The sequence below is a fragment of the Nostoc sp. genome, from assembly GCF_036917195.1.
Classification (GTDB): domain Bacteria; phylum Cyanobacteriota; class Cyanobacteriia; order Cyanobacteriales; family Nostocaceae; genus Nostoc.
Genome location: NZ_JBALDG010000075.1, coordinates 93850 through 107120, shown reverse-complemented (window position 1 = coordinate 107120; position 13271 = coordinate 93850). Strand labels below are relative to the sequence as shown.

Below are 13271 nucleotides of genomic sequence, written 5' to 3'. Positions count from 1 at the left end.
ACAGTTAGAATTTTATTGCCAGTCGGAACCAATATGTTTCATAAAGCGTTGCAAAACTGCTTCCGGGGTGAGGTTGGGTCGGGGTAGCTTTTCTAAAGTTCCTGGACGGATTTTCAGATGCGCGAATTTCGGTCTAGTGTTGGCATTTGCGGTAAATAAGGCATCTAAAAGCGCGGGGTCGTCTCCAGCTAATGTAACGCCGTAACCGCACCCTTCGGCAATCTTGGCAAAGGAGATACCCGCAGAGACGGTAGCTTGTGCGCCTGTGGAATCATGGACTTCATTATCTAAGAGAATATGGATTAAGTTAGCACCGCCATAAGTGCCAATAGTCGCAAAATTTCCCATTCGCATCAGTGCTGCTCCATCGCCATCAATCACTACTACCTTCAGGTCTGGACGTGCTAAGGATAGTCCCAATCCCATTGAGGAAGCACAGCCCATCGACCCGACCATATAAAGATGATTGGCGCTGTCTTTACTGGCGAAGAGTTCCCGTCCCGTGTATCCGGTGGTGGCAATTACTACAGTGTTTTTTGCGTCAATGAGTTCCACAATCCGAGCCAATGCTTCGCTGCGAGAAACGCGTTGTTCTTTGTGATCCCGAAAAAAGCTTTGCTGAATATGAACGCTACTACTATTTTTTCGTTCGGGGATAGAAGAACGGGTGAGTGCATGGGGGGCGATTGCTCCTTTACGCATAATTAAAGCATAAGGACAGCGTTCTTGTTGCATATAGGCTGTGGCTCTTTGCAGAACGGGTTCTATTTCTGCTGCGTTTGTGGGAAAAAATTCCCAAGGTATAGTCATTGTTTGCAGCAATTTATCTGTGATTTGCCCCATTAATTGATGTTGTGGTTCATCTTGCAACAGGCGATCGCCTCGCAAGGTACAAATCAGCAGCAGTGGAATCCGAAAGATATAAGTGAGGGAGGTTAGCGGGTTAACAGCATTTCCCAAACCAGAGTTTTGCATCATTACTACGGCTGGTTTTCCAGCAATTGCTGCTCCAGCTGCGATCGCTACAGCATCTCCCTCATTGGCTGCGGAGATATATCTAAGTTGAACGTCATTGATGACGTAGTTAATAAAAGGCGTGAGAAAAGAACACGGTACACCACTGTACCACCCAAAGCCAAGATTACGCGCAGCTTCTACAAATTCCTCTGCCTGAATCATAATTAAAAATTTACAACAATTTTCAGCTATTTAGACGATTTAGATGGGATGAAAGATATTACTTCGGCTTCAGAACTCAAAACCTCAACCTCAAAGCTTCGTCGATGAACCTCAGGATAATCATAGGTTCGGTTGAGGAACGAAACCCAACCTACGCAGTTTAAGGTTTTTGGCTCTAACTGAACCGTATTGCATTATAGCCTTGAGTTCAGTTAGCACGGCAAAAACAAGTTTTTTTGGGGATTTCCGGGTCAATGAGCAATTTTATTTTTGTAACCCTTCGTACCAAGAGTCTCAAACGTTGCATGGTGGCTGGTGAGAGGCTTGCTACTTTTGGGACTATTTTCATTAGAATCCTGATTGGCATGAATTCGCATCTGCAATAAGTTGTTTCCTGTTGCACTTAAATAAAAAATAATTTGTAGAAATATTAAAAACTTTTGAATTTTATTATTCCACTGTTCCGATAGTTTTTGAGTTTGATTATTCATGATAACTCCGACTGAATTCATCTTTTTACGATAATAAACAACTTAAGTTTAAAAAATTTAAGATGAGAATTAAATCTACTCAAAGCTAATAAATTACTCTTTTTTAAGTAATTTTATAATTTGCTCAACATCATTAAGAGAATAGCTTAAGTGTGAATCAATAGCATTACTTAATTTTTCTTGGTTTAACTCAAGTATGGCTTGAAAAATTTCCACGTGGATCGCGTTTTGTCCAATTGTCATATTAAATTTTAGTTGGGGAATCCAAATTTTAAAAAAATCCATATAATCTTGTCTATATCGTTCTACCAACCTTCTTGCATATTCTTCAGGATGAGCATTCATAATACGGGTGTGAAGATACTCATCTAAAACAATCATTAATTGATTATCTTTATCATTAGATGCTAGTTTATATAACAAATAAACCTCTTGAAGGCTAATTAAATCTTTTGCTTTTAAAGGTTTTAAAAAGTATTCTATAGCTTCCTTTTCATACTTAAATCTTACTTTTAATCGCTGACAAAATTGTCCAATAGAATACTGTGGAAAGTGTTCAAGGAGAGGATTAGATAAAGTTTTGGCAAATATCTCTCGAAGAGCTTGATTAGGAGGAGTTTCTCCCGTTTCAATTGCTACTATAGTCCTTCGACAGGTATAACACTCTTGAGCTAACCTATCTTGTGACCAAATTATATTTTTTCGTGAGTTTTTCAATATGCGCCCATAGGCTAGCTTTGTTAGCTTATCTTGTATTAAACCATCCATAATTATTCTGGTTTGGTTAGAAGCTTAATTATTTTTTAGTCTATCAAAATCAAATAGTAAACTTCCTGAACGCGCATGTTTTATGCTCACTGATGGACGAGCATTGGGCATGGGAATTAGAGAGGAAAGATTATTATTTGAGCTTTAAAACTCAAAACTTGAGCTTCATAACTCGAAACTTCAACCTCACAATTCCCCATGCCCCATGCCCCACTCCCTATTGCTTTAATTGAAAAGCAAGGTCAAGATCATCTAAAGAATTAACATCTAACCAGTTACCACGAATATAAAGCACCTTAATCGGTTTGCCTTGCTCGATTAAATAATTGCATAATTCTGGCAAACCCAAAGTGTTGAATTCCGGTCGTTTCTGCAACTCATTGAGTGCTTCACTCACCCACTCTCTACCTTGACTCCGCAAGCGCAGCATCCCAATCCAGCGGCCACTATATTTTCCTAGTTGCGTTTGTGTTGTTTTAGAAATGTCCAACAGGTTTACATCCTGTCCAAAGAGAGAAAGGTCGTCTGGAATTGAGCAATAAGCGTAGTCAGGTGAACCGCTAACAGACTTGCTGTTCGCCACAGAATCAACCACAGCTACAATTTCTCCAGGACATTCTAATAAATCCCGCAGGATGTAGCTTCTAAATAGTAAATCGCCGTAAAGCACCAGCATCTCGTCGCTGAAGTTGGTTTGAGCGCAGGCTAAGGATGCTAATTCTCCCGTTGTTTCATAATCTGGGTTGCGGATGACCTTAGTCCCTGGAACATTAATAGTTTCTGCTTTGTAACCTGCGACAACGGTAATATCGTTGATGGCAAGTTTCTTGAATTTGTCCACCAACAACCTGAGTAGGGGTTTACCTCCAAGGGGTAACATCACTTTCGGTTTATCTTGCGTCAACCCTGCTAATTCTTGGCCTCGGCTAGCAGCCAGAACGATCGCTTGGGTATCGTGGCGTCCATTGTTAAAGTAGCGTTTTTCAGCTTCTTGGAGTTCATCCGCCCCCTGTAGCCGGAAAATTTCTTTTACAGGTGCAATCTCATCTTCAATGTTGATTAAAGTTTCGCTGGCTTTCACTTCGCGGGCGATCGCTTGCATACTAGCAACAGCAGCTCGAATCAGATGATTTGCCCAGATGACCAAATTCACTTCAGCTTTGCGAAACACATCAGTGGGAGTACTGTAATATTTAGTTGGTATAATTACCAACGGGGAACGACCCGCCCACTCTTTAGCAAAGGCTAGCACTTGATCAGGACGCGATGATTTACTGTGAATCAGGATGGCGTTGGCTCCGGCGGCGTGGTAAGCTTCAGCTCGGCGCATTGCCTCTGAAAGATCCCACCCGGCAATCAAAGCTTCGAGTCGGGCGACGATGCAAAAATCTGGATCTGTCTGACTATCCTTACCTGCCTTAATTTTGCCGGAGAATTCATCAATATCAGCCAAAGCTTGGCGACTCCCATTGATGAAACTATTGGTTTTGGGAAAAAGCTTATCTTCAATACAGACTCCAGCAATACCTCGCTGTTCTAACTTCTTAACCAGGCGACGCATATTATTAAAATTGCCATAACCAGTATCCCCATCTAACAAAATGGGGATGCTGGTGACATCAGACATGAACTCTAGCATTTCCACAACTTGAGTCCAACTGGCCTCATTATTATCTCGAACGCCATATTGAGCCGAAAGGGCGAGTCCACTGGCCCAAATTCCTTTAAATCCAGCCTCTTCCACAATGCGGGCGCTAATCCCATTGTGAGCTTCCATGATGAAGTCAAGTTGAGGCGATTCTAGTAAGGCCCGCAGTTGGGCACACTTATTTAATTTTGCAGCGGTATCAGTGGGTGCAAATATTTGATGCATCTATTCTGCTTTTTTCAACCTATATAATATAGCGGTTCTCAATTGCATGGAATACAAACCTAACCCCTAGCCCCTTCCCTGCAAGGGAAGGGGGGTAAGATTCAAAGCCTCTCTCCTTTTAGGAGAGAGGTCAGACTGTAATGTATCCAAACGATAACTGCTACAAATTAAAATATTTTCAGACATTTTCTACAACTTCTATCTGAGGTAAAATCTCGTTTTGGGCACGTTGAATATCCTGTGGAAAATCGATTTCGAGCCAAGGTAAACCAGTGATATCTTCGTAGCCAAATTTTTCGGGAGTTTCTAATAGTAGATCCCGAATGACTTCTTCATAAGGTTCATCATGTCGTCCGTCTGCAACATACTGTTCTGTGCGAGTAGCAATCTGGTGAGCAGCAACACTTCCAAAACGAAAGAATCCCACTGACTCACCTGCAAAATCATAAACCAAACCAAAAGCTATTTGTTTGCGAAACTCCACTAAATAATTATCTCTGACGCAAAGCTTTACAGGTTCATCTCCCGGTTCAAAATCTCGATCCAGTAAAAAGCAGTTGGGGATATTTGTCTTTACCAGTCGTTCGATGATACGGCGATCGTACAAAACATCTGCATCCATTAATAATATGTCATCGCCAGCGACTAGATGCTGACGTACAGTCCAAAGGCTGATCACACTACCTTTAGTGTAGTCAGGATTATAAACTGTACTGACCCAATTTTCCGCTCCTAATGCTTTGATTTCCTCCTGAATTCTTTGTGCTTGGTAACCCACAGCAATCACTACTTCGTCAATCTGGTAATGACGGAGATAGTTCAAATGGCGCTCTAATAGAGATTTGCCGTTAAATTTCAGTAAGCATTTGGGTTGGATTTGCCCATCTTTACCTAAGCGTCGTCCAACGCCAGCAGCTAATATAATTGCCTTCATTGTCAAGTCACTAACAAAGCTATAACACCAGGAAATCTGGAAATTTTCCCGTATTTTATAATGACTGTTTTTTGCTCAAGACAATATTTGTTAATTAATTCTTAACATGGAAGAAACAGTAACTCTGTATCGCCCCACTGGCCCAAAAGAGCTAGAACTAGTTAAGCAAAGCGACTACACCAAATGGCCACCGAGACTACCTGAACAGCCAATTTTTTACCCAGTTACAAACGAGCAGTATGCCCAGGAAATTGCGACTAAATGGAATATAAGGGACAGTGGCGTAGGTTATGTTACACGGTTTGAGGTTAAGAAAGTTTTCATGGATAAGTATGAAGTTCATCAAGTTGGGGCTTCATATCATACAGAATGGTGGATTCCAGCCGAAGAACTGGAAGAGTTAAACAGCAACATTGTGGGTAAAATCGAGGTGATTGGAGAATATAGGTAGAAGGCAGAAGGCAGGGTACTAGTTACCTCAACTGCGAAACACCTGGCGAAAACCAAAATAGGCGATCGCATCTTTCATATTCGAGACAAAACGTTTTAACATACCCATGTTGGTGTCGGTGACGTATTCCAAAGTTAAGACAATGCGCTGTTCATTTTCACCCAAAGGAGTAACTCTGTGGTAAAGTTTGTCACCATTGAATAAGACTATAGTACCAGGGGTTAAGGAGAGCGATCGCGTTTGTGTCTCCCGTTCAGGAATATCCTTGTAAAGTTGATATTCCAGCTTACTGGATGAATTATCAACTAAACCAAGCAACACTGTATAACGTTTCCCGCGATAGTAAGAGGTATCGTAATGATACTGGATATGGTCTCCAGGCTCAGTGTAGTAGTACAACGCGTAAGTATGGGGATCAGCATCAGGACAGGGAAGGAGTTTTTCTGCCGTAATTTTGTTGAGAAACTCGAAAAAGGCACTAAGTTGATAAAACTCTCCAAAAATCGGAGCTAGGCTGTCTAAACTATAGCGGCTGATACTACCGCCCTTTTTATGATTGGGAATATAGTTGCGGTTTATAGCAGGTTGCAAAGATGGCAACAGCGCCAAAAATTTCTCAATGATGGAGTTAGGAAGAAAGTTCTCAACCACCAAAAATTCATTTTGAGCCTGAAACTCAGCTTGAAATTTCTGGTAATCAACAGTTGCTATAGCTTTATCAATTTCAGTTTGAAGCTCCATTGATAATTTGATATTAATACAAGATTGCAAAAATAAACATACCATTCACTCTAGTAATTGTCACACAATACCCACAACCTTCATAGTTGCATCCTTGCTTGATATTTGCTATCACAAATTTCATAATCTCTGCTTATATATGATAAAAGCCACTTGCTTACTCTATCAAGGGGTTTTCAAACTGCATGGATTTGTTTTACTTATCTGAGGAGTGTAACTCTATCCTTCATTCTTTACGCTGATTATAATTTCACTCTAAACTTGGTAACATGTTTAATAAATGCGATCGCACTTTTACGCTCAACATAATTTATTCTGTTTACAAAAAGTTTTTTAGATACCACCGCAATTACAGATCGTTATTGTCCTGGGTTACCGACGTGTTAATAATCTTTATGTCAGGGGTAACATTAAAACCTTTTGGTTTTAATTGTTGAGATGATTTTTCAAATAACTGATTAATTCTATATTTAAGGTCTTTTTTTGAAAAGTTTATTATTACTTGAGTAACTGATTCAAGTAAATCAGTCCATAAAGGATTATCAGAATATATTTTAAAAGTTTCAGTAACTACTTTTTCTTCTTTTATCGATGGTGCTATAATAATAAAAATATCATCCTCTTGTTTAATAGAGATATACATAGCAATTCCTGAAGGCGGTACTAAATTTTTATTAAAAAAGCTTTTCCCACAACTACTAATATTAAAACCTATATTGGGTGCAGAAATCACTAATTTGAAACTAAAAAAACATTCATTATCTACAATAATAGCATCTTGAATAAAATTATAAGGAGCAATTTTAGAGCCTTTTTCATCAACAATATATATATCTTTTCCTGGAGTACATTCAATATGTAAAGCGATTTTATCAATCAGTTCGCGGATAAAATCAAAGTTTTTACCTACATATGCATAGGTATCTTCATAATCTTTATTCACACTATCGACCAGATGTTGAAAGATTGATTTTGGCATAATGATAAAACTTTTAATAAAATAATAGTATCATGTTTAAATGAAACAAGTAAGTACTGTTACCAAGTTTAGGAGGTGCGATCGCAAAATTTGATAATGCATTCAAGAAAGCTAAAAAGCCTGTTTTATTAGCTTTCTGCCCCATGCCCCGTTAGCGACTTCCAAATAAAAAAATAATCAATCATTTTGGTAAGCAGGGGGAGCAGGGGGAGCAGGGGGAAAAGAAATCGGATAGTCGTATTGGATTACAGGAATTGAGTAATTTAATTTTTGTCAGTCCCTTATACTAGTTTGATTCAGGCTGCGGGAGTGCCCAAAATTGCCAAATTACCCATATAGCAAAAGTTGGTGCCCCAATTGTAGCTGCCATTAGTAACGGCTCTAGTCCATGCAGTAAGGTAACTATGGGAAACAAATACAGCACGTCTTCAATGTCAAACCCAGCGAAATTTGGTTGACGGCTGGCGTCTTTACCTAAACACTGTTCCATTTGGTTTCGCAAATGAAAGATGCAAGCAACAGACACACCAGATGCTATCCCCATTAGTAACGCCCACCAACCAAATTTTCCTTCCCTAAGACCATATCCAATACACACAAACAAAAGAATGTGGATGATGGCGTCACTAACGAGATCATATTGATGTCCCCATTTGCTGCTTTTCCCACTCAAACGAGCTAATTCCCCGTCTGTGTGATCTAGAAAGTTGGATAAAGCAAATAGCACTGCGCCAATATTAGCCCAGATCGCATCGCCAACTGCAATCGCTACCGCAGCCACCAACCCTGTCACAAGTCGCACTGTCGTGAGATGATTGGGGTTTACCCAACTGTCTTTTAGAGGTTTAACTAGCCAGTAAGCAAGTTGAGCATCCCAAGGCTTAGTGATCATAGATGAACTTGAATTTGATATGGTCTTTGAATACATATAACATTTACGATTACCACATCTAGCTAGAAATACAGATTTTTGTTTAATAACTGGCAGTTTTAGGATATAGCGGTTCTTAGTTGAGTGAATTATTGAATGCTTTTGGCGAAGTCGTATGCGCCTCCACGTTCAAGGGCGCGTTCGTAAGCAGGTCGTGCATGGATGCGCTCGACAAATTGCTTAATCTTTGGTCGGCTTGAGATGAGTTCAGCTTGCATAGCGACTATTTCCAGAGGAAAGCTCATTTGGATATCGGCGGCAGTAAATTCTTCGCCTACAAACCATGTACTCTTACGAAGTTCACCTTCTATGTAGTCAAAGTGAAGCTTGATCTGGGGTGCGATAAATTTGTCGTTTACGTTGCTGTCTCCTATACCAAAATTGTTGAAGATGAGGTTCATCACCAGAGGTGGCATTGCAGAGCCTTCGGCGTAATGCATCCAATAGGTGTAGCGCAGACGCTCCGGCGTTCCAGATGGCGGGATTAGCCGACCATTGCCGTAACGATCCAATATATATTCGATGATAGCGCCCGACTCTGCAACAGTGAGGTCTGCATCTGTGATCACTGGTGACTTGCCGAGCGGATGGATTTCACGCAGCGATGTCGGTGCCAGCATCGTCTTCTGGTCGCGTTCGTAGAATTTAATCTCGTATTCGATACCTAATTCTTCGAGTAACCATAGCACACGCTGCGATCGCGAGTTGTTGAGATGATGGACAACGATCATAATTGCTACTTTTTGACAATGGGGTTGATAGGAGCTTTTGCTCATCTCAACCTATCATCAGTTCCCCTACTGTTCATCTATCTGCTGGTTTGTCTTGAGTCTTGTGGCGATCGCACCAAAGGTAGCTTTAGAAACGTGACAAAATGTCTAGAGTGAACTCAAAGCAGCGAGAGTCTTTAAATCCGGCACTTCTAAGTCAGGTTGACTTATTGCTGATTCTGTGGCGCTAACTCCTTGTTGGTCTGCTCGACGGTTTACCCAGACTGTTGATAATCCCAGAGATTTGGCTGTAACGATATCGTGATATACACTAGCAGCAACATGTAATATCTGTTCTAACGGCAAATCAATTCTGTCAATAGCAAGTCTGAAGTTGTTTAAGGAGGGTTTGTAGCTTTTTGCCTGTTCTGCTGTGATTATCTGGTCAAATTCCACCTCCAAATGCTTTGCTGAGAAAGCAAAGAGATCGTCATCGACATTTGAGATAATTACCAGCTTAAAGTTTTGCTTGAGGGTTTTAAGTGCCTCAACTGTATCGGGGAAAGGCAGCCAATACTGAATCGAATCAGCAAGTGAATTTAGTTCGTCAGCAGTTGGCTCAAAGCCCAATCGCTCACCAAATTTCTGGACTACTATCTGCAAAACTTCTCGATATTTGATATACTCCCCTTTTTCCACTTCTGCTTCAAATTCAGCAAAAAGTTCCAGAATTTGATCGTCATCCAAATTAGTGTTATGTGCCAGCAGAAGTGGCTTTAGTGCCCCTAAGATGCCGTTCTCCCAATCAATCAGGGTTCCATAACAATCGAAAGTTAAAACTTTGTACTGATTTAATTTAATCACCTTTTTATACTCCAGAGCTTAATTAATAGTGTTCAGTTTTCACAAACCAAAAGACGGGTGAACCCATCTGCGTTGGCGCAGCCCGCCGCAGGCATCGCCACATTTGCCGCTCTTAAAGTCTCTGAACATTTTTTCTATATCAAAGCAGAGTTTAAGTAGGTAGACAATAAAATACCAAACTGTGTGAAGATAAGCAAGTAGATGGGCACAAAAAAACTAAACTATCTTAATAAAGATGAAGTAGGCTAAAACCCTTTTAAATGTTGCCTCCAGCATAGCTGCTTGCTGCCTTTTTTAAACGAAAAATATTTACGCCGACTTACTTCGAGTGTGGAATAATATTATCTGATATAAGGAGTTATACCTAAAATGTTTGTATGAATGTTAAATTTCACGATAGACAAGCGAATACCACTGAACAATTAAACTCAACTCAACAGCCATCTCATAGCAAGCCATCCGTAACTTTTTCGGTAGCAGAGGCAGTAGTAAAAATCCTGGCAGATATGGGAGTGGAGTATGCCTTTGGTGTTTCGGGAGGTGCGATCGCCCCAGTATGGGCTGCGTTACACCAAAGTTCCATCCAGGTGCTGCACTTTCGTCATGAAGCAGGAGCTGCTTTTGCGGCTATTGAGGCGCACTTTGCTAGCGATCGCCCGGTTGTGGTATTCACTACAGCGGGTCCAGGGATCACCAATGCTTTGACAGGGCTATTAGCTGCCCGTTGGGAGGGCGCTAAGGTTATTCTTGTGTCAGCTTCAACCTCGACACCACAGCGGGGACGTTGGGCTTTCCAAGAAACCAGCGCGTACACTATGCCCAGCACAAGTATTTTTACTTCGGGGCAAATATTCCATTACGCGACTACTCTCGAATGTAGCGATGAACTCACAGAGATTTCTCGAAGGCTTGCCCTCGGGCTGGCACAACCAGGAGGATTCGTCGCGTATCTAAGTATCCCAACAAATATCCAGACAAGTTTACTAAGAACTTCGTTGCCACAAGTAACTCTGTCTTATGCTGTGGCAAAAGCAAGTGAGGAAACAATCGCAGAATGTGTCCGGTTACTGTCTGAAGGACCCTTTGCCATCTGGGTTGGCTTCGGTGCGCGCGATGCTGCCGAAGAGATTCGCCAACTTGCTCAGAGAACAGGGGCTGCGGTAATGTGTTCGCCGCGTGGTAAGGGGATTTTTCCCGAAGATCATCCACAATTTGTAGGAGTCACAGGCTTTGCTGGACACAAGTCTGTTTTGACATATATGCAGGAGTACTGTCCTTTGCATACTTTGGTTCTGGGAACGCGCCTTGGTGAGTTTACCTCGTTCTGGAACCCTACGATGATCCCCCAGCGAGGATTTTTGCATATTGACATCGACCCAGATGTACCAGGAGCAGCGTATCCATATGCCGAGACGTTTGCTGTCCAGTCTGATGTAAAAGTGTTTATGAAAAAACTGCTGAAGCATTTTTCTGTAAGTAATAGTCGCTCAATGGCGGTAACGCTACCTCGACCTGAACTTGATTTAATCAAGCCATGTACAAGAGGTTTAGTGCGACCTAAAGTACTTATGGATGCGATTCAGCAGGTGATTGTTGAAGGAAGCAATGCAGTAGTGATGGCTGAGTCGGGTAACTCGTTTGCCTGGGGAATTCACCATCTGCGATTTACTAAACCAGGCCGCTTTCGCGTCAGTACTGGCTTCGGGTCTATGGGGCATTTCGTTACGGGCGTTGTGGGTGCGGCACTGGCAAGGAATGGTAAGGCTGTTGCTATTGTTGGGGATGGTGCCATGCTCATGAATAACGAGATAAGCACAGCTGTGCAACACAAAATTTCTGCTGTCTGGATTGTACTTAACGACTCGTACTACAACATGTGTGACCAGGGATTGACGCTGCTGAATTTTAAGGGAGTGGATGCGAAGATTACGCCGACGAATTTTGTTGAGATTGCCCAAGGTATGGGATCTGATGGTATACGTCTTGAAAAAGAGTCCGACATCCAAGTTGTACTGGAGAAAGCGATGGCAGTGAGCAGTCCATTCGTGGTTGACGTACTCATCGACCCCACTCAGATACCACCCTCCGAGAGTCGCAATCAGAGTCTGATTTCGCAAGGTACTAAGACTTAATTAACTAGGTGATTGGATATGGTGTATCCTCCAGTAGGTATTCTCTCACTCGCCGTGAGCTTTCCAAGCGTTATACGTAGAAATGATTATTACGTAGAAAAATACCCTGAGCTAGTCACTCAGGCTGAGCAAAAAAGCTTAGCAAAGATGTTCTCGCTCGTAGGAGGCATACCCAGCAACGAGTTTGAATTAGAGATGATGCCCTATCTGTCAGACCCGTTTCGTGGCACCGTTGAAAGGCGGGTGCTAAGTCTAGGTGAGTCGTCGCTGACGCTGGAGTATCGTGCAGCAAAGGATGCTCTCGATGCGGCAAAGCTTTCTACCGACGACGTAGATCTCTTGCTCGTCGCCTCGTTCTTACCTGAACAAATTGGATTTGGCAATGCTGCCTTCCTTGCTCGTCAACTGGGACTACAGTGTGGCGCATGGAATCTCGATGCAACGTGTGCCAGTACCCCAGTTTCCCTTCAAACTGCCTGTGCCTTGGTACAAGCTGGAGGATACCGCAATGCGCTAGTGGTAATATCATGTACTTACTCTCGCTTTTTCGATGAAAATGATACTCTCTCATGGTTTTTTAGCGACGGTGCCGGAGCTTTTGTAGTTAGTTCGCTCAAACCGAATCAGGGTATACTAGGCACAAAGACTGTTAATACCAGCATTTTGTGCGATCAATTCTTTTTTAAACTTATGGAGGATGAACAGGGCAAGCAGCAGCTCCGTATGCAGGTGACCAAGGGCACAAATAAGGTGATCAGTGAAACAGCCGCAAGTCTTCTGCATACTTGTTGCGAAGGCGCTATTTCAGCTGCAGGTATAACCTTGGAGCAAATTGATTTTTTTATTTTCAATACAGCCTCTGCTTGGTTTGCAAGCTTCTGTACGCGTGTACTGGGCATTCACCCAGAGCGCACAATTAATGTCTACCCTCTCTATGCAAACATTGGGCCAGCACTAACTGTAGCCAATTTGTACCACGCTGCTCATCTGGGCAAAATTCGCGAAAATGACTTGGTTTTGATCTATGGCTTTGGCGCAGCCAGTTCTGCCTCTGCAAGTGTGATCCGCTGGAGCAATGTGGCGCTAGGTCCTGTTCCGGTCAATGAAACTGATTCGATAGTCAAAAGTTCCGAAACTAAAAGTATCATTCCTTGCTAAGAGGTTGTTTGAAAAGTGTTTCGCTGTGACTTTAGGCACTTTTAGATCCCCCCTAACCCC

13 protein-coding genes are annotated in these 13271 nt (G+C 42.0%); 3 read left to right on the top strand and 10 right to left on the bottom strand.

What is annotated here, in order from left to right; translation table 11 throughout:
- Positions 1-12: 12 nt before the first annotated feature.
- From aepY to V7K40_RS25960, 5 genes are all read right to left on the bottom strand, one after another.
- The gene (gene aepY, locus V7K40_RS25980) at positions 13-1179 is read right to left on the bottom strand and encodes a phosphonopyruvate decarboxylase (protein ID WP_334964846.1); all 1167 of its coding nucleotides are present in this window, start codon (positions 1177-1179) and stop codon (positions 13-15) included.
- Positions 1180-1430: 251 nt separating this feature from the next.
- Positions 1431-1670, bottom strand: a complete 240-nt coding sequence (locus V7K40_RS25975; protein ID WP_334964844.1) for a hypothetical protein — start codon at positions 1668-1670, stop codon at positions 1431-1433.
- Between the two features lie 93 nt (positions 1671-1763).
- A complete protein-coding gene (locus V7K40_RS25970; protein WP_334964842.1) occupies positions 1764-2438 on the bottom strand; it encodes an FCD domain-containing protein in 675 nt (224 codons plus the stop codon).
- Between the two features lie 217 nt (positions 2439-2655).
- Positions 2656-4311: a phosphoenolpyruvate mutase gene (gene aepX / locus V7K40_RS25965; protein WP_334964840.1), complete on the bottom strand. Its 1656-nt coding sequence runs from the start codon at positions 4309-4311 to the stop codon at positions 2656-2658.
- Between the two features lie 178 nt (positions 4312-4489).
- Complete coding sequence (locus V7K40_RS25960; RefSeq protein WP_334964838.1) at positions 4490-5245, bottom strand: phosphocholine cytidylyltransferase family protein; 756 nt, start codon at positions 5243-5245, stop codon at positions 4490-4492.
- Between the two features lie 106 nt (positions 5246-5351).
- Between V7K40_RS25960 and V7K40_RS25955 the strand changes: the two genes are divergently transcribed.
- Positions 5352-5696 (top strand): hypothetical protein, encoded by a 345-nt coding sequence (locus V7K40_RS25955; RefSeq protein ID WP_334964836.1) that lies wholly within the window; start codon positions 5352-5354, stop codon positions 5694-5696.
- Positions 5697-5723: 27 nt separating this feature from the next.
- On the opposite strand, the gene V7K40_RS25950 is transcribed toward V7K40_RS25955, so the two are convergent.
- From V7K40_RS25950 to V7K40_RS25930, 5 genes are all read right to left on the bottom strand, one after another.
- Entirely contained in the window at positions 5724-6437 is a 714-nt protein-coding gene (locus V7K40_RS25950; RefSeq protein ID WP_334964834.1) for a 2OG-Fe(II) oxygenase, read from the bottom strand.
- 349 nt (positions 6438-6786) lie between these two features.
- Entirely contained in the window at positions 6787-7416 is a 630-nt protein-coding gene (locus tag V7K40_RS25945) for a hypothetical protein (RefSeq protein ID WP_334964832.1), read from the bottom strand.
- A gap of 286 nt (positions 7417-7702) precedes the next feature.
- Entirely contained in the window at positions 7703-8308 is a 606-nt protein-coding gene (locus V7K40_RS25940; RefSeq protein WP_334964830.1) for a CDP-alcohol phosphatidyltransferase family protein, read from the bottom strand.
- Positions 8309-8436: 128 nt separating this feature from the next.
- Positions 8437-9123 carry a glutathione S-transferase gene (locus V7K40_RS25935; RefSeq protein ID WP_334964828.1) on the bottom strand — a complete coding sequence of 229 codons (687 nt, stop codon included), beginning with the start codon at positions 9121-9123 and terminating at the stop codon, positions 8437-8439.
- 102 nt (positions 9124-9225) lie between these two features.
- Entirely contained in the window at positions 9226-9921 is a 696-nt protein-coding gene (locus V7K40_RS25930) for a haloacid dehalogenase type II (RefSeq protein WP_334964826.1), read from the bottom strand.
- Between the two features lie 377 nt (positions 9922-10298).
- On the opposite strand from V7K40_RS25930, the gene V7K40_RS25925 reads away from it, so the two are divergent.
- On the top strand, positions 10299-12053 hold the full coding sequence (locus V7K40_RS25925; protein WP_334964824.1) for a ScyA-related TPP-binding enzyme: 1755 nt from the start codon (positions 10299-10301) through the stop codon (positions 12051-12053).
- Positions 12054-12071: 18 nt separating this feature from the next.
- The gene (locus V7K40_RS25920; RefSeq protein ID WP_334964822.1) at positions 12072-13211 is read left to right on the top strand and encodes a 3-oxoacyl-[acyl-carrier-protein] synthase III C-terminal domain-containing protein; all 1140 of its coding nucleotides are present in this window, start codon (positions 12072-12074) and stop codon (positions 13209-13211) included.
- Positions 13212-13271 lie beyond the last annotated feature (60 nt).

Excerpts from the sequence above, each read along its gene's own strand:
- V7K40_RS25935 (WP_334964828.1), bottom strand. The coding sequence starts at position 9,123 with ATGAGCAAAAGCTCCTATCAACCCCATTGTCAAAAAGTAGCAATTATG.
- V7K40_RS25945 (WP_334964832.1), bottom strand. The coding sequence starts at position 7,416 with ATGCCAAAATCAATCTTTCAACATCTGGTCGATAGTGTGAATAAAGAT.
- V7K40_RS25955 (WP_334964836.1), top strand. The coding sequence starts at position 5,352 with ATGGAAGAAACAGTAACTCTGTATCGCCCCACTGGCCCAAAAGAGCTA.
- V7K40_RS25960 (WP_334964838.1), bottom strand. The coding sequence starts at position 5,245 with ATGAAGGCAATTATATTAGCTGCTGGCGTTGGACGACGCTTAGGTAAA.
- V7K40_RS25970 (WP_334964842.1), bottom strand. The coding sequence starts at position 2,438 with ATGGATGGTTTAATACAAGATAAGCTAACAAAGCTAGCCTATGGGCGC.
- V7K40_RS25940 (WP_334964830.1), bottom strand. The coding sequence starts at position 8,308 with ATGATCACTAAGCCTTGGGATGCTCAACTTGCTTACTGGCTAGTTAAA.
- V7K40_RS25950 (WP_334964834.1), bottom strand. The coding sequence starts at position 6,437 with ATGGAGCTTCAAACTGAAATTGATAAAGCTATAGCAACTGTTGATTAC.
- aepY (WP_334964846.1), bottom strand. The coding sequence starts at position 1,179 with ATGATTCAGGCAGAGGAATTTGTAGAAGCTGCGCGTAATCTTGGCTTT.
- V7K40_RS25925 (WP_334964824.1), top strand. The coding sequence starts at position 10,299 with ATGAATGTTAAATTTCACGATAGACAAGCGAATACCACTGAACAATTA.
- V7K40_RS25920 (WP_334964822.1), top strand. The coding sequence starts at position 12,072 with ATGGTGTATCCTCCAGTAGGTATTCTCTCACTCGCCGTGAGCTTTCCA.
- V7K40_RS25975 (WP_334964844.1), bottom strand. The coding sequence starts at position 1,670 with ATGAATAATCAAACTCAAAAACTATCGGAACAGTGGAATAATAAAATT.
- aepX (WP_334964840.1), bottom strand. The coding sequence starts at position 4,311 with ATGCATCAAATATTTGCACCCACTGATACCGCTGCAAAATTAAATAAG.